This window comes from Bradyrhizobium sp. ISRA436 (assembly GCF_029910015.1).
In the GTDB taxonomy this organism is placed as follows: domain Bacteria; phylum Pseudomonadota; class Alphaproteobacteria; order Rhizobiales; family Xanthobacteraceae; genus Bradyrhizobium.
The window spans coordinates 2,872,123-2,886,928 of the sequence record NZ_CP094519.1; the positions used below are offsets into that span (position 1 = coordinate 2,872,123).

Consider the following 14,806-nt stretch of genomic DNA (forward strand, 5'->3'; position numbering starts at 1 on the left):
CGCAGCGCCGCGCGCTGATGATTCTTGTCTTGACGTTGCTGCTCGGTGCCGCGCGTTACATCACGGAAAACTTCGTCAGCAAGGCCTGGGCGGCCGGTGCGTTCGCGGTCGGCAAATGCGGCGCCTACGGCCAGGCCTATGACTATCCGGCGGAAGCGGCGGCGCGCGCGGCTGCGCTGAAGCAGTGCAAGGGCGATTGCACCACCGTCATCATGAAGCGCGCCTGCGCCGCGCTCTCGATCGACATGACCAATCCCTGCGGCGCCCATGGCTACGCCGTGGCGCCGAAGATATCGAGCTCGCTCAACGCCGCCACCCGCAAATGCTACGAATATGGCGGCAAGGAATGCGTGATCCGCGCCTGGGCCTGCGACGCCAAGGGGTAGCCTTGAGCCGCGCGATGCCGCTACATTTGCGCCATGCAGTTCGACACCAAGATCGCGGTCGTGATCCGCAACGACCTTGAAGTCTGGCAGAAGCTCAACGTCGCATCCTTTCTGTCAGGCGGTATCGCGGCTTCCTTTCCGGAATGCGTTGGCGAGAATTACGAAGACGGCTCAGGGACCAGATATCTGTCCCTGATCGGCCAGCCGATCCTGATCTACGGCGCCGATCGCGCCGCGCTGTCGCGGGCGCTGGAGCGCGCGTTGAGCCGCAACGTGGTGCCGGCGCTCTACACCGAGGACATGTTCAAGACCACGCATGACGCCGCCAACCGCGAGGCGGTGAGGGCGGTCGCGCGCGGCGATCTCAATCTCGTCGGCCTCGCCGTCCGCGCCGAGCGCAAGGTGGTGGACAAGATCCTCGACGGGCTGAAGTTTCACAGCTAGCGGCAGGTCCGTGGCGCGCCGGGCGAGGGCGCAGTCGGTGTGCGAGCTCTCCCACTCGTTTTGCGAGGTGAGCGCGCGGCTCAGACTCTGACCCCCTCGCGGGGCAGGGCTATCGCATATGCGGATCACATTACGCTCGATCACCCCGCACACTCGTCATGCCCGGGCTTGTCCTTGCCTTGTGCCGGGCATCCGCGTCTTGGCTTCCGGGGCATAAAGGCGTGCGCAGACGTCGCGATAGCCCCGTGGGGTATTTCGATCCGCTTGGTTGACAATGACTGACCGGTCAGTCATAATTCCGCGTATGACCAAGCGCACCCAACCCTCGACGTCCTCACCCGCCGCAAGGCGCCGGACCATCGCGAGAGCCGCTTCGGCCAACGTTCCGAAGGTGACCTCGCCAAAAGCGCCCGACGCCGGGCGGGCAGCGAACCGCTCCGAAAAATCGGCGGAGCGGCGCGCCGCGATCGTCGAGGCGGCGATGGAGGAGTTCGTCGCGCGCGGCTTTGCCGCGACCCGGCTTGACGACGTCGCGAAGCGGGCAGGGGTCGCCAAGGGCACCATCTACCTGCACTTCAAGGACAAGGAATCGATGTTCGAGGAGCTGATCCGTACCGCGGTCGTGCCCTTGATCGATCGCTTGGCGGCGCCGCCCACCATCGCAGGTCCCGTGCGGGACGCGGTGGAGCGGTTCGCCGAGACCTTCATCCGCGAGGTCGCCTCGACCCGGCGCGGCGACATCATCCGCCTGATCGTGGCCGAAGGGCCGCGCTTTCCGGCGATCGCCGATTTCTATTTCCGCGAGGTGGTGTCGAAGGGGCTGGCCGGTATGACCGCATTGATCCAGCTCGCAATCACCCGCGGCGAAATCCGGCAGAAGGAGCTGGCGCGATTCCCGCAACTGCTCGTCGCGCCCGCGATCGTCGCGGTGATCTGGCAGAGCCTGTTCGCCAGGCATGCGCCGCTGGATGCGATCGCGATGTTCAGGGTTCATCTCGATCTGGTCTTCGGCGAACGGAGGACGTCATGACCTGGTCGCACCTGGTGAAGCTGATGGCGGTGCTCGCGCTGGCGGCGGCGCTCGCCGGTTGCAAGGAAGAGCGGGACCCCGGCTTCCAAGGCTGGGTCGAGGCCGACATGATCTTCGTCAGCCCCGACGAGTCCGGCCGGGTGACCAAGCTCAACGTGCGCGAGGGCGACGAGGTCAAGCCCGGCGATCTGCTTTATTCCGTCGACGACGATTTGCAGAAGGCTGACCTCAACCAGAGCAATGCGACGCTGGCGAACGCGCAGCAGACCTATGACCGCGCCGCGTCCTTGAGGAGCACCGGCGCGGGCACCCAGGCGGCGCTGGATTCCGCGGTCTCGGCGCTGCGTGTGGCCGAGGCCCGCGTCAAGACCTCGCAGACGCGGCTGGACCGGCGCAAGGGCTTTGCGCCGATCGCCGGTACGGTGCAGCAGATTTACTTCCGCGAGGGCGAGATGGTGCAGGCGCAGCGGCCGGTGCTGTCGATCATGCCGCCCGGCAACATGAAGCTGCGCTTCTTCGTGCCGGAGAGGGAGCTGCCGAAGCTTGCGATCGGCGACGAGGTGAAGGTCACCTGCGACAACTGCGCTCCCGATCTCACCGCGAAGATCTATTTCATCGCGACCACGGCCGAATACACCCCGCCCGTGATCTACAGCCTCGATGAGCGCAACAAGCTGGTCTATCTGATCCAGGCGCGGCCGAGCCGGCCGGATGCCTTGCGCGTCGGTCAACCGATCAGCGTCTATCTCAACCCCAAGACTCCGGTGGCGGACCAGCGATGAACGGCGGCTCGACCAACGCCCACGGCATCGCCATCCATGTCGAAGGCCTCTCGAAGTCGTTCGGCGGCCGCGAGGTGGTCCATGACCTCTCGATGCAGGTCAAGCGCGGCTCGATCTACGGCTTCCTCGGCCCCAACGGCAGCGGCAAGACCACGACGATTCGCATGCTCTGCGGCCTGCTGACGCCCGACAGCGGCAGTGGCACCTGTCTCGGCTATGACATCCGGCGCGACGCCGACAAGATCAAGCGCAAGGTCGGCTACATGACCCAGCGCTTCAGCCTCTACCAGGACCTCTCGGTGCGGGAGAATCTCGAATTCGTCGCGCGGCTCTATGGTCTGCCGGACGCGCGCGGCGCCGCGGCCGACATGATCGCGCGCATCGGGCTGCAGGGGCGCGAGGAACAGCTCGCCGGTGAGCTGTCCGGCGGCTGGAAGCAGCGGCTGGCGCTCGGGGCCTGCACGTTGCCCAATCCGCAATTGCTGCTGCTGGACGAGCCGACCGCCGGCGTCGACCCGAAGGCGCGGCGCGATTTCTGGAACGAGATCCACGCGCTCGCCGCCGACGGCCTCACCGTGCTGGTCTCGACCCATTACATGGATGAGGCCGAGCGCTGCCATGAGATCGCGTACATCGCCTACGGCCATCTGCTGGCCCGCGGCACCGTGGACGAGGTGATCGCGAACTCCGCGTTGTCGACCTACACGGTGACCGGCGACGATCTCAACGGCCTGCCGGCCGAGCTGACCGGCAAGCCCGGGATCGACATGGTGGCGCCGTTCGGCACCAGCCTGCACGTCTCCGGTCGCGACAAGGCCGCGCTCGAAGCCGCCGTTGCGCCGTATCGCGACAATGCGAAATGGCACTGGCAGGCGAGCGAGCCGTCGCTCGAGGACGTCTTCATCGATTTGATGGGCCGCTCGAAGGATAATTTCCAATGAGCGCGACAGATGTGACCCGGAATGGCGAGGAGAGGGAGCCGGCCTTCGGCTTCTGGCGGCGCAGCTATGCGATGCTGGTCAAGGAATTCATCCAGCTTCGCCGCGACCGCGTGTCATTCGCCATGATTATCATGATCCCGGTGATGCAGCTATTGTTGTTCGGCTACGCCATCAACACCACGCCGCGCAATTTGCCGACTGCGGTGCTGTTGCAGGAAGACACGGACATCGGCCGCTCGATCCTGAAGGCGATGGAGAACACCCGCTATTTCCGCTTCACCCGCGAAGTGCACACTGTCGAGGAGTTCGACGAGCTCCTGAAGTCCGGCAAGGTGCTGTTCGGCGTCGAGATCCCGCGCGGCTTCGAGCGCGCGGTGCGGCGCGGCGACAAGCCTGCACTGCTGGTCGCGGCTGACGCCACCGATCCCGTGGCGGCCGGCGCGGCGTTGGGCGCGTTGGGGCCGCTGGTGCAATCTGCGCTGGCGCACGACCTCCATATTGGCGATCCGCCCGAGATGCCGTTCGAGATCCGGGCCCATGCCCGCTACAACCCGGCGGCGGAATCGCGGCTCAACATCGTGCCCGGCCTGGTCGGCACCATCCTGACCATGACCATGCTGATCTTCACCGCGCTCTCGGTGACGCGCGAAATCGAGCGCGGCACCATGGAGAACCTGTTGTCGATGCCGATCAAGCCCGTGGAGGTGATGTTCGGCAAGATCATTCCTTATGTGATGGTCGGCTTCATCCAGGCCGCGCTGATCATCAGCATCGGCGTGCTGCTGTTCGGCGTGCCGATCCTCGGCAGTCTGCTGCTGCTGGCGCTCCTGACCACGCTGTTCATCACCACCAACCTGTCGATCGGCTACACCTTCTCGACCATCGTGCAGAACCAGCTGCAGGCGATGCAGCTCTCGATGATGTTCTTCCTGCCGAGCATCCTGCTTTCCGGCTTCATGTTTCCGTTCGCGGGCATGCCGGTCTGGGCGCAATATGTCGGCGAGGTCCTGCCGCTGACTCATTACGTCCGCATCGTGCGCGCCATCATGCTGAAAGGCGCGGTGGTGCAGAACCTGCAATATGACACGATCGCGCTGGCTGCCCTGATGCTGTTCGCGATGACGGTCGCGGTGACGCGCTTCCGCCGCACGCTGGATTGAGGTTAGTATGGCTGCTGGCAGTGATCGTCATTCCGGGGCGGTGCGAAGTGCCGAACTGGGGTGCGCAATTGCGCACCTGAGAATCTCTAGATTCCGGGTCTGGTCCTTCGGACCATCCCGGAATGACCGGGTACAGGACATGGCGGGATTCTGGGGCACCACCAGCGAGAAGACGACGCAGCAAGACACGTCCGTATCGGCCGACTTCCATCACGCGCTGATGCGCGAGGTCATGACCACGGAGTTGCTCCGCATCAAGGTGCTGATCGGTACCGCTGCCGTGCTCGGTGCGGTCGGTCTCGCCATCTTCTTCCTCGCGCCCGAGGCGGTCAGCCGCGTCTGGCACGGCAATCTCAGCCCCGTCTATGTCTTCTACGTTATCGTCCCGCTGATCCTGTTCGAACTGTGGGTGCATGGGGCGATCACCTGGCACATGCGCAAGGGGCGCGATTTGCCGGTGATCCGGCGCTATGTCGGCGTCCTGGTCGAGACCTCGCTGCCGACCGTGGTGCTGGGGATGCACATCAACAGCATGGGCCATGAGCAGGCGCTCGGCTTCGTGGCGCCGCTGATCTATTTCGTCTTCATCATCCTCTCGACGCTGCGGCTCGATTTCCGGCTCTCGGCCTTCACCGGTTTCGTCGCGGCGTCGGAACTGTTCTACATGGCGGTGTTCTTCCACCCGGCAGGTCCCGGCGCGGCGGAGCAGAGTGTCTACTATCATGCTGCGCGCAGCACGATCGTCCTGATCTGCGGCGTGCTCGCCGGCGCCGTCGGCATGCAACTGCGCCGGCAGTTCGAGGCCAGTATCACGGCCGCCACCGCGCGCGACCGCATCACCAATCTGTTCGGCCAGCACGTCTCGCCGCAGGTGGTCGAGCGGTTGATGGCGGAGGGGGCCAGCACCCAAAGCGACATCCGCCGTGTCGCGGTGATGTTCGTCGACTTCCGCAGCTTCACGGCCAGCGCACGCACACGCTCGCCGCAGGAGGTGGTGGACCGGCTCGACGGCGCCTTTGCGGTACTGGTGGACATCCTCGACCGTCACGGCGGCATCGTGAACAAGTTTCTCGGCGACGGCTTTCTCGCCTTGTTCGGCGCGCCGTTCGAAGCCGGCGACGCCGCGCAACATGCGGTCGCCGCCGCGCGCGAGATGCTTGCGGCCAACGAGCGTGCCAACGAGACGTCGGACTGGCCGCTGCGCATCGGCATTGGCATTCATGTCGGCGAGGTCGTCGCCGGCAACATAGGCTCGCCGCGGCGCAAGGAGTACACCGTGATCGGCGACACCGTGAATTTCGCCGCGCGGCTAGAGGCGCTCAACAAGGATCTCGGCTCGCGATTCCTGATCTCGTCCGCCGTGCGCGAGGCGTTGGGCGACGATGGCAATGATGCCGTGCCGCGCGGCGAGGTGCCGGTGCGGGGCTACGACCGTCCCGTCCCGGTCTGGCAACTGGGGTAGGGGCACACATTAAGAGATCGATGTATTTTAAGAGATCGATGTATTTTCGAAGTACTGAACCCGTCGTCATCTCGACGAGCTTGTCAGTGATTCCGACGAACGCGCGCGTGTGCTCGCATCGCCGCGCGAGCTGTTTCGCTTCTGAGGCTTGATTGCACCGAATGCTCTGAAGGGCGTGTTCTTGGCCGTGTTATCATCACTGCGATCCGATCGATCACGATCGGCCAAAGCCTGAGGACAAGCAGGATGCAGCGGCGCTATATCACTGTCGACGTTTTCACCGACCGGGCATTCGGAGGCAACCCGCTCGCCGTGGTGCTCGACGCCGCCGGGCTGTCGACGGCGCAGATGCAGGCGATCGCGACCGAGTTCAACTATTCCGAGACGACCTTCGTGCTACCGCCGCAGGACGGAGCGCACAGCGCCCAGGTGCGCATCTTCACCGTGCGCTCGGAAATTCCGTTCGCCGGCCATCCCAATGTCGGCACGGCTTTCGTGCTGGCAACGCAGGCCGCGAAGGCGCCGGCGCGGCTGGTATTCGAGGAGAAGGCCGGACTGGTGCCGGTCGAGATCCTCTCAGATGGCGGCCGGGTGATCGGCGCTGAGCTGACCGCGCCGGAGAAGCTGCAGCGGACCAACGAGGTGAGCGCGGCCGAGGCGGCGGCGTGCCTCTCGCTGTCAGCGAGCGACGTGAAGACCGATCGCCATGCGCCGCAGGTCGTCTCGGTCGGCCTGCCGTTCCTGGCGGTGGAGATCGCCTCGCGCGAGGCTCTGAAGCGTGCCCGGCCGGATGCCGCGGCCTTCGACAAGGCACGGGCGCGCATCGGGCGCGATGTCGTCTATTTCTACACGCGCGATGTCCCGGCAAGCGAGCAGCCGCTGGACCTGCAGGCGCGCATGTTCCATCCGGGTGCGAGCGGGATGTCCGAGGATCCCGCCACCGGCAGCGCGACGGCCGCCGCTGCGGCGTTGCTTGCGGACATCGATCCGCTGCGCGACGGCGAGTTGCGGTTGCGGATCGGGCAGGGCGTCGACATGGGCCGGCCGAGCCTGCTGCTGACACGGGTGCGCAAGCAGGGCGGAGCCGTCGCGTCGGTGCATGTCGGTGGCGGCTGCGTTGAGATGATGGAAGGGACGCTGAACGTGCCGGGTGAGGGCAGCTAGACCTGCGGCGCCACCAGGTTCTCGATCCTGACGCCGTCGCGCTCTTCGATGATCTCCGCGATCCATTGCCGGTGGCAGTGCGAATGGTCACGCTCGTAGCACAGGATGCAGACGGGACCGGACTTCTTCACCAGCGCCGACAGCTCGTCGAGCTCCTCCCGGGCCTGCGTCGTCTTGAGGTGGGCCGAATAGATCTTGTGCAGCAGTTCGTACTTGCCGCTGCGCGCCGCCTCGCGGCCGGTCTTCGGCGTGCCCAAACCGCGCAGATGAACGTAGGAGATACCACGCTCGTCGAGGCCCGCGGCGAGCTGACTCTTGGAGAAGCCCGGCCGGCGCGAAGAGGCGACGGCGCGGACGTCGACCAGCAGCTTGACGCCGGCATGCTGGAGCTCGTCGAGCACCGCCTTCGACGGCGTCTGCTCGTAGCCGATGGTGAACAGCTTCTTGGCCTTCGCCATCGCCGCTCCGTCTATTTCACGCGTTCGATCAATTCCATCGCGCCCGCCGGCGCGCGGATCTTGCCTTCGTGGATCACGTAGGCGAACACGTCGCGCGGGACCTTCTTCGGCTTGGCCTTGTCGACGCGCGGCAGGTCGTCCGGCTCGTTGCCGCCGGCCCAGTCCTGAAACCGCTTGGCCCAGGCGTCGAGCTGCTTCGGCGGGTAGCAGGTCTTCAATTCGTCATTGCCCTTCTGCAGCCGCGCATAGACGAAGTCGCCGACCACGTCGGCGATCGCGGGATATTTGCCGTGTTCGGCGAACACCACGGGGATCTCGAACTCGCGCAGCAGCGCGACGAACTCGGGCACGCAGAAACTGTCGTGGCGCACCTCGACGACATGGCGGAGCGCGCGGCCGTCGAGCTTGCGCGGCAGCAGCTCGAGGAACTTGCCGAAATCCGCGCCGTCGAATTTCTTGGTCGGGGCGAACTGCCAGAGCACCGGCCCGAGCCGGTCCTTCAGCTCCAGTACGCCCGAATCATAGAAGCGCTTCACGGAATCGCCGGCCTCGGCCAGCACGCGGCGGTTGGTGGCGAAGCGCGGTCCCTTCAGCGAGAAGATGAAGCCGTCGGGCACCTCGCTGGCCCATTTGCGAAAGCTCTCCGGCTTCTGCGAGCCGTAATAGGTGCCGTTGATCTCGATCGAGGTGAGCTTCGATGCCGCGTAGGCGAGCTCCTTCGATTGCGCGAGCTTCTCCGGATAGAATACCCCGCGCCACGGCTCGAAGGTCCAGCCGCCGATGCCGATATAGATGTTGCCTGCGTCCGTCTTGGCTGTCTTGCTGGGAGCTTTGGCCACGATTGCACTCATCGCGAGGAGGGAGAAGAGATCAGAGTAGTCAAAATAATCGTGATTGACCAGTTTGCCAGATCTGCGGGGCGATGCTTATCCTGGCGATCGGCCTTCGTTAGAATGCGGCAAAACGGGAGAACAACAATGCGCATGCTGATCGCAGCCGTCCTCTTGATCATGTCCTCCGCCGCAATGGCTGACGAGGTCGACGATGCGCACAAGCTCGCGGTCAGCGGCCGCGATGCCTACTGGAATTGTCTCGCCCGCGAGTATCCACGCGACAGCAACAAGACGATGTCCGACCAGGAGTTCACCTCGTTGATTGCGAACGTCTGTCCCTCGGAGCGGCAGAATTTCCGGGTGTCGCTGATCGACTTCCTGGCGCTGCAGTTTCCGAAACAAGATGCCAACACGCATCTGGCGACCGCCAATCGCGCGATCGAGCTCGCGCAAAAGGACATCGTGAACGCGTTCGTCCACCGCAGGGCGGCGGCCAAATAGGCTTCCCAAATCCTGTTGCGGTTGACCGATTTTTGATATCAATCCACGCATAGGCGAGGGATGAGTCCGACATGAATTCACAATCGGCGGCAGGCTTTTTGGGCGCCCTGGTCGCGGCCATCGTGTTGGCGGCGGCGTTCATCTATGGGCCGTCGCCCAGCCAGATCCACAATCCCGCCCCGCCCGCCGCGGCGCAGCAGCAGGCGGCCCCCGCCGCAGAGCCCGCGCCGGCCCCGACACCACGAGGCCCGGTGATCCGGGAAGTCCCCAACAACTAGCGCCCCTGGACACCTTGCGGACAGCTCGAGGCCTTCCTAGCTGCAACGGAACGGCGGCGTTGCAGCTCGCAAGGGCTCCGGCGCGGGGACGACCACGACAATGTTGGCTGCGCCGGATGTACGCGCAGCCTCGCGTCGTGGTCGTTGGCATTTCAGGGGGTATTTTGCCCCCGTTTTCCCGCCTTCCGAGAGGTGTTTGGGCTCCGTCTGCCTTGGCAGCGGGAGAGGCTGCGGCTATACGCTGGCGCTCATGTATGACGCCATCAAACCGGGCCCCGAAATCCCGTCGCAGGCCGCTGGTTTGCCGCAACTTTCGGTCGTCGTCCCGACCTTCAACGAGCGGGACAATGTCACGGTCCTGTACCGGCGGCTCGACGCCACGCTGAAGGACGTGGCCTGGGAAGTCATCTTTGTCGATGACAATTCACCCGACGGAACCTGGGATGTGGTGCGTGGCCTGGCGCGGCAGGATTCCCGCGTCCGCTGCATCCGCCGGATCGGCCGGCGCGGCCTGTCGGGCGCCTGCATCGAGGGCATCCTGGCCTCGAGCGCGCCCTATGCCGCCGTGATCGATGCCGACCTGCAGCACGACGAAACCCAGCTTCCGAAGATGATGGCGCTGCTGCAGAGCGGCAAGGCCGAGCTCGTGGTCGGCAGCCGCTACATCGAGGGCTATCGTGCCGAGGGCTTCAACAAGAGCCGTGCCGGCGCCAGCGCCTTCGCCACCGAGATCGCGCGCCGCGCGCTGAAGGTCGAGGTCGCCGACCCCATGAGCGGCTTCTTCATGATCCGCCGCGACCGCTTCGAGCAGCTCGCGCCGCAATTGTCGACCCAGGGCTTCAAGATCCTGCTCGACGTGGTCGCGACCGCGCATGGCAAGCTGCGCACGGTCGAGATCCCCTACACATTCGGCGCTCGCCAGCATGGCGAGAGCAAGCTCGACTCCATGGTTGCGCTGGACTTCCTCGGCCTTGTGCTGGCGAAGCTGACCCATGACGTGATCTCGCTGCGCTTCCTGTTGTTCGCGATGGTCGGCGCGCTCGGTCTGGTGGTGCATCTCGCCGCGCTCTTCATCGCGCTCGAGGTGTTCGGCGCGCGGTTCCCGGAGGCGCAGGCCACCGGCGCGATCGTCGCCATGACCAGCAATTTCATTCTCAACAACTTCCTGACCTACCGCGACCAGCGGCTGAAGGGCCTTGCGATCGTGCGCGGCCTGCTGCTGTTCTATCTCGTCTGCGGCGTCGGTCTGCTCGCCAATGTCGGCGTCGCATTCTCGGTGTACGACCAGGAGCCGATCTGGTGGCTTGCCGGTGCGGCGGGCGCGCTGATGGGCGTGGTCTGGAACTACGCGATGTCCGGGCTGTTCGTCTGGCGCAAGCGATGACGCTGGCATGAACCCGAACGAGGGGCGGCTCGCCCTCAACACAGCTCTCGTGGTCTGCGGGCTGGTCGCGCTGCGGCTTGCGGCCGCGGCCTGGACGCCGCTGACCTTCGATGAAGCCTATTACTGGATGTGGTCGAAGGCGCTCGCCGGCGGCTATTACGATCATCCGCCGATGGTGGCGGTCGTCATTCGGCTCGGCACGATGATCGCGGGAGATACGCCGCTCGGCGTGCGGCTGGTGTCGGTCCTGCTTGCGCTGCCGATGAGCTGGGCGATCTACCAGGCGGCCGCGATCCTGTTCGGCGGCCAGCGCGTTGCCGCAAGCGCCACGATCCTACTCAACATTACGCTGATGGCTGCCGTCGGCACGCTGATCGTGACGCCGGATGCGCCGCTCCTGGTCGCCGCGAGCCTGCTGCTGTTCTCGCTCGCAAAGGTGCTCGAGAGCGGCCGCGGCGCCTGGTGGCTTGCTGTGGGCGCCAGCGCCGGCGCGGCGCTGCTGTCGAAATACACCGCGCTGTTCTTCGGCCCTGCGATCCTGATCTGGCTTGCGATAGTGCCGAAGCTGCGGCGCTGGTTCCTCTCACCCTGGCTCTATCTCGGCGGTCTGGTCGCGCTCGGGATGTTTGCGCCGGTCATTCTCTGGAATGCCGATCACCATTGGGTGTCGTTCATCAAGCAGATGGGCCGCGCCCGGATCGAGGATTTCCGGCCCACCTACATCGCCGAGCTGATCCCGACCCAATTCGCGTTTGCAACCCCGCTGGTCTTCATCCTTGGCGTGATGGGGGTTTATGCGCTGTACAAGCGTCGCGCCGGCGCGACGGCCGCGCGTGTGCTCGTCAACACCATGTTCTGGACCATCGTCGGCTATTTCGCATGGCACGCGCTGCATGCTCGGGTCGAGGCCAACTGGTTTGCGCCGGTCTATCCGGCCTTCGCGGTCGCGGCTGCGGTTGCCGCGATCCAGGTGCAATGGGCGCCGCGCGAGCAGCGGACGATCGATTTCTGCCGCCGGTGGGCCGCTCCGAGCGGCGTCATGCTGTTCGCGCTGCTGATCGTACAAGCCAACACCGGCGTGCTCTCCGGCTATCGCCGCGACGCCACCGTGCGCAGCGTCGGGGTCGGCTGGCAGGAGCTCGCGGACGAGATCGAGAAGGTGCGCGTGCGCATCGGCGCGACCTGCGTGCTCGCGCCGGATTACGGCACCACCGGCTGGCTCGTGTTCTATCTGCCGAAGGGCACCTGCGTTGTGCAGCAGGGGCAGCGCATCCGCTGGGTCAATATGCCTGAGCCAAACCCGGCGGAGCTTTCCGGCAAGCTGCTTTACGTGCATGAGGTCGAGCAGGCCGTGCCGGCGTCGATGCGCGCCAACTTTGCCCACATCGAGACCGTCGCCGAGGCCAAGCGCATGCGCGGGCCGTTGACCATCGAGACCTACGCGCTCGATGCGCTGGAAGGCCCGAACGGCGACGTCCTTGATCGCTCGCCGCCGCCGGAACTGGAGTAGGAACGTTGGTGGTCGATGTCGGATCGTCTCGCTCCGACTCGTCTTCCAGGAAGCCCGTCAACCAAACGAGGTTTCACCCATGACCGGTTCCACCCTCAAGCCTGCCGCTGAACTCGCCAAGACCAACACCACGCGCTTTCCCAATGAGAGCGCCGAGTATCGTCGTGCCCGCCAGACGCTGCTCACCGAGGAGATCGAGCTGCGCCGCCACATCGAGCGCGTCGCCGAGCTGCGCCGTGCACTGCCGCCGGGCGGCGAGGTGACGAAAGCCTATGCGTTCATCGGGGAAGCGGGTCCGGCGTCGCTGGCCGATCTCTTCGGCAATAGGCAGACTCTCATCATCTACAGCTACATGTTCGGTCCGCAGCGCGAGAAGCCGTGTCCGATGTGCACCTCCTTCATGGGTACATGGGAGGCGAAGCTGCCCGACATCGAGCAGCGCGTCTCCTTCGTCTTCGTGGCGCGTTCGCCGATCGCGCGGCTGATCGAGGCGAAGACCACGCGCGGCTGGACGCGCCACAAGCTCTATTCGGACGCATCGGGCGACTACACGCGCGACTATGTCAGCAAGGAGGACGCCGACATGCCCGGCTACAACGTCTTCACGCGGCGGGACGGCACGGTTCGTCATTTCTGGGCCGGCGAGATGGGGCAGGGCACCGCGGATCCCGGCCAGGATCCGCGCGGTGCGCCTGACGTGGATCCGCTCTGGACCATTCTCGACACCACGCCCGAGGGACGCGGCAAGGACTGGTATCCGAAGCTCTCCTACTGAGGAGATTGTTCTTGCAAAATGCCCGCGTGATTGCGGGGCGATCGGCAAGGAAATTCTTCCGCGGCATGTCGCTGCCGATGCTTGCCTCAGCGGCATCCGCGGATGTCCCATGATGAGACAAAAAATCCGCTTTCGCGATCCAATGTGATCTTAAAAAAGCCCCATGCCACAGGCACTTCCCGCGCTGCAGGGGATCGCATCCGGTTAAGTCGCATTTAACTAAAAGTCGCCTTAATGGGCATCCGCGTCCCTGCGAGACGCTGAGCCGAATCTCGTTCGGCTCCGAGTCGCATGAGGGACAAGGTGGACCTGTTTTGAGCGCCGGGCGTATGGGTACGAGTGCGACTGCGTATGTTATTGGGGCTCCGGGCCGCAAGAAATCCTCCCGAAGGATTCTCCCACAGCATTTCCTCGGCAGCGCCGCTGTGGCGGGGCTGGTGCTTGGCTGCGCCTGGACCGTCTACGCCAACATCTTCGCGGCGAGTGTCTATCCGTCGGTGAGCAGTGCGGTGCTCGATGAGCCTGCGGTCAAGCACCGCGTGGCGGTCGCTCCGCGGCCTGCGCCGTCTTTCAACGAGGTGTTCGCGTCATTGACGCCTCCGCCGTCCGCGCCCGGGAAGGCCGAGGTCGCAAAGTCGGATTCTGCCAAGTCCGAGCCCACCGCACCGCCGCTGATGTTTAACGAAAGGTTTGCTGCAGCATCGCCGGACGGCGTTCCGTCCAGCGTCGTGGCCGACGTCGCGCCGCAGACGGATCCGGTCAAGCCGGCCAATGCGCCGAAGGTCGCTGAAGCGCCGAAGCCCGTCGCCGCACCGAAGCTTGCCGAAGCGAAGACGCCGAAGCCGGTCGAGGCCGCGAAGAAGGAAGCTGCCGCCAATCTGCAGGTCGCACTCAACACGCCTGCCGACGCCGTGGAGCCGAAATCCGCCGAGTCCAAGCGGGCTGAGACCAAGTCCGCCGAATCCAAATCCGCCGCGGCGAAGTCGTCCGCAAAATCCGGTGGCGTCACGGTGCGCGACATGGCTGCGCGCGCCAAGGCCGCGGTGATGTCGATCGCATCGAACGAACGGCAGACCATGGTCGAGAAGCTGTGGGGCAAGCGCGAGTCGACCGGCGGTCTGCTCTCCTTCGCGTCCGCCGATGCAAACGTCACCGGCAGCATCCCCTCGACGCTCGACCAGGACCCGACCCGTGGCGGCTCGCCGCCCTATGACCGCCAGACCGCCGTCTACGACATCTCGGCCAGGACGGTGTACCTGCCCGACGGCACGCGACTGGAAGCGCATTCTGGACTCGGCTCCAGGCTCGACGATCCGCGCTCCGCGAGCATGAAGATGGTCGGCGTGACGCCGCCGCACATCTATGAGCTGAAGCCGCGCGAGGCGTTGTTCCACGGCGTGCCGGCCCTGCGGCTCAATCCGATCGGCGGCGAGGGCCGGATCTACAACCGCGTCGGCCTGCTCGCGCACACCTATATGCTTGGCCCGAAGGGCGACTCCAACGGCTGCGTCTCCTTCAAGAACTACTACGCATTCCTCGACGCCTATCGCAACAAGGGCATCCGCCGCCTCGCGGTGCTCGCGAGGATCCAGTAGACTGGGGATCGCGATCGCCGCGGTCCTTTGGAGCCTTCGCGATAACGCCAGACCGTCGGCTCGTTCGTGACGATGGTCCTAGGTGAAGCCCGGGCGGCTTTGA

The 14,806-nt window shown here is 65.2% G+C and carries 16 protein-coding genes; 14 read left to right on the top strand and 2 right to left on the bottom strand.

Annotation, left to right across the window (positions count from 1 at the left end; all coding sequences use genetic code 11):
• Positions 1–17: 17 nt before the first annotated feature.
• The 8 genes from MTX23_RS13445 to MTX23_RS13480 all read left to right on the top strand — a co-directional run bounded on the left by MTX23_RS13445 (position 18) and on the right by MTX23_RS13480 (position 7,369).
• A complete protein-coding gene (locus tag MTX23_RS13445; protein ID WP_280978069.1) occupies positions 18–386 on the top strand; it encodes a DUF4189 domain-containing protein in 369 nt (122 codons plus the stop codon).
• Between the two features lie 33 nt (positions 387–419).
• Positions 420–830, top strand: coding sequence for a DUF2000 family protein (locus MTX23_RS13450; protein ID WP_280977147.1), 411 nt, complete (start codon positions 420–422; stop codon positions 828–830).
• Between the two features lie 304 nt (positions 831–1,134).
• Positions 1,135–1,860, top strand: coding sequence for a TetR/AcrR family transcriptional regulator (locus MTX23_RS13455; RefSeq protein ID WP_280977148.1), 726 nt, complete (start codon positions 1,135–1,137; stop codon positions 1,858–1,860).
• Entirely contained in the window at positions 1,857–2,642 is a 786-nt protein-coding gene (locus MTX23_RS13460; protein WP_280977149.1) for an efflux RND transporter periplasmic adaptor subunit, read from the top strand. The genes MTX23_RS13455 and MTX23_RS13460 overlap by 4 nt, the downstream gene beginning before the upstream one ends.
• Positions 2,639–3,583: an ABC transporter ATP-binding protein gene (locus MTX23_RS13465; protein WP_280977151.1), complete on the top strand. Its 945-nt coding sequence runs from the start codon at positions 2,639–2,641 to the stop codon at positions 3,581–3,583. The genes MTX23_RS13460 and MTX23_RS13465 overlap by 4 nt, the downstream gene beginning before the upstream one ends.
• Entirely contained in the window at positions 3,580–4,743 is a 1,164-nt protein-coding gene (locus tag MTX23_RS13470; protein ID WP_280977153.1) for an ABC transporter permease, read from the top strand. The genes MTX23_RS13465 and MTX23_RS13470 overlap by 4 nt, the downstream gene beginning before the upstream one ends.
• Before the next feature lie 139 nt (positions 4,744–4,882).
• Positions 4,883–6,205, top strand: a complete 1,323-nt coding sequence (locus MTX23_RS13475; protein ID WP_280977154.1) for an adenylate/guanylate cyclase domain-containing protein — start codon at positions 4,883–4,885, stop codon at positions 6,203–6,205.
• Between the two features lie 246 nt (positions 6,206–6,451).
• The gene (locus MTX23_RS13480; RefSeq protein ID WP_280977155.1) at positions 6,452–7,369 is read left to right on the top strand and encodes a PhzF family phenazine biosynthesis protein; all 918 of its coding nucleotides are present in this window, start codon (positions 6,452–6,454) and stop codon (positions 7,367–7,369) included.
• Here MTX23_RS13480 and MTX23_RS13485 read toward each other — a convergent pair.
• On the bottom strand, positions 7,366–7,827 hold the full coding sequence (locus MTX23_RS13485) for a DUF488 domain-containing protein (RefSeq protein WP_280977156.1): 462 nt from the start codon (positions 7,825–7,827) through the stop codon (positions 7,366–7,368). The two genes, MTX23_RS13480 and MTX23_RS13485, sit on opposite strands and share 4 nt — an antisense overlap.
• Positions 7,828–7,838: 11 nt before the next feature.
• A complete protein-coding gene (locus tag MTX23_RS13490; RefSeq protein WP_280977157.1) occupies positions 7,839–8,678 on the bottom strand; it encodes a DUF72 domain-containing protein in 840 nt (279 codons plus the stop codon).
• Between the two features lie 126 nt (positions 8,679–8,804).
• Between MTX23_RS13490 and MTX23_RS13495 the strand changes: the two genes are divergently transcribed.
• The 6 genes from MTX23_RS13495 to MTX23_RS13520 all read left to right on the top strand — a co-directional run bounded on the left by MTX23_RS13495 (position 8,805) and on the right by MTX23_RS13520 (position 14,703).
• Complete coding sequence (locus MTX23_RS13495) at positions 8,805–9,161, top strand: hypothetical protein (protein ID WP_280977158.1); 357 nt, start codon at positions 8,805–8,807, stop codon at positions 9,159–9,161.
• A 71-nt stretch (positions 9,162–9,232) separates the two neighbouring features.
• Positions 9,233–9,439: a hypothetical protein gene (locus MTX23_RS13500; RefSeq protein ID WP_280977159.1), complete on the top strand. Its 207-nt coding sequence runs from the start codon at positions 9,233–9,235 to the stop codon at positions 9,437–9,439.
• Between the two features lie 250 nt (positions 9,440–9,689).
• The gene (locus MTX23_RS13505; protein ID WP_280977160.1) at positions 9,690–10,823 is read left to right on the top strand and encodes a glycosyltransferase family 2 protein; all 1,134 of its coding nucleotides are present in this window, start codon (positions 9,690–9,692) and stop codon (positions 10,821–10,823) included.
• A gap of 7 nt (positions 10,824–10,830) precedes the next feature.
• Positions 10,831–12,333: a glycosyltransferase family 39 protein gene (locus MTX23_RS13510; protein ID WP_280977161.1), complete on the top strand. Its 1,503-nt coding sequence runs from the start codon at positions 10,831–10,833 to the stop codon at positions 12,331–12,333.
• 79 nt (positions 12,334–12,412) lie between these two features.
• Positions 12,413–13,108, top strand: coding sequence for a DUF899 family protein (locus MTX23_RS13515; RefSeq protein ID WP_280977162.1), 696 nt, complete (start codon positions 12,413–12,415; stop codon positions 13,106–13,108).
• 425 nt (positions 13,109–13,533) lie between these two features.
• Positions 13,534–14,703 (top strand): tlde1 domain-containing protein, encoded by a 1,170-nt coding sequence (locus MTX23_RS13520; RefSeq protein ID WP_280977163.1) that lies wholly within the window; start codon positions 13,534–13,536, stop codon positions 14,701–14,703.
• The last annotated feature ends 103 nt before the right edge of the window (positions 14,704–14,806 follow it).

What these genes read in the sequence shown, in the direction of transcription:
- MTX23_RS13480 (WP_280977155.1), top strand. Translation starts at nt 6,452, where the DNA reads ATGCAGCGGCGCTATATCACTGTCGACGTTTTCACCGACCGGGCATTC.
- MTX23_RS13455 (WP_280977148.1), top strand. Translation starts at nt 1,135, where the DNA reads ATGACCAAGCGCACCCAACCCTCGACGTCCTCACCCGCCGCAAGGCGC.
- MTX23_RS13505 (WP_280977160.1), top strand. Translation starts at nt 9,690, where the DNA reads ATGTATGACGCCATCAAACCGGGCCCCGAAATCCCGTCGCAGGCCGCT.
- MTX23_RS13470 (WP_280977153.1), top strand. Translation starts at nt 3,580, where the DNA reads ATGAGCGCGACAGATGTGACCCGGAATGGCGAGGAGAGGGAGCCGGCC.
- MTX23_RS13460 (WP_280977149.1), top strand. Translation starts at nt 1,857, where the DNA reads ATGACCTGGTCGCACCTGGTGAAGCTGATGGCGGTGCTCGCGCTGGCG.
- MTX23_RS13510 (WP_280977161.1), top strand. Translation starts at nt 10,831, where the DNA reads ATGAACCCGAACGAGGGGCGGCTCGCCCTCAACACAGCTCTCGTGGTC.
- MTX23_RS13465 (WP_280977151.1), top strand. Translation starts at nt 2,639, where the DNA reads ATGAACGGCGGCTCGACCAACGCCCACGGCATCGCCATCCATGTCGAA.
- MTX23_RS13515 (WP_280977162.1), top strand. Translation starts at nt 12,413, where the DNA reads ATGACCGGTTCCACCCTCAAGCCTGCCGCTGAACTCGCCAAGACCAAC.
- MTX23_RS13500 (WP_280977159.1), top strand. Translation starts at nt 9,233, where the DNA reads ATGAATTCACAATCGGCGGCAGGCTTTTTGGGCGCCCTGGTCGCGGCC.
- MTX23_RS13485 (WP_280977156.1), bottom strand. Translation starts at nt 7,827, where the DNA reads ATGGCGAAGGCCAAGAAGCTGTTCACCATCGGCTACGAGCAGACGCCG.
- MTX23_RS13475 (WP_280977154.1), top strand. Translation starts at nt 4,883, where the DNA reads ATGGCGGGATTCTGGGGCACCACCAGCGAGAAGACGACGCAGCAAGAC.
- MTX23_RS13490 (WP_280977157.1), bottom strand. Translation starts at nt 8,678, where the DNA reads ATGAGTGCAATCGTGGCCAAAGCTCCCAGCAAGACAGCCAAGACGGAC.
- MTX23_RS13495 (WP_280977158.1), top strand. Translation starts at nt 8,805, where the DNA reads ATGCGCATGCTGATCGCAGCCGTCCTCTTGATCATGTCCTCCGCCGCA.
- MTX23_RS13445 (WP_280978069.1), top strand. Translation starts at nt 18, where the DNA reads ATGATTCTTGTCTTGACGTTGCTGCTCGGTGCCGCGCGTTACATCACG.
- MTX23_RS13450 (WP_280977147.1), top strand. Translation starts at nt 420, where the DNA reads ATGCAGTTCGACACCAAGATCGCGGTCGTGATCCGCAACGACCTTGAA.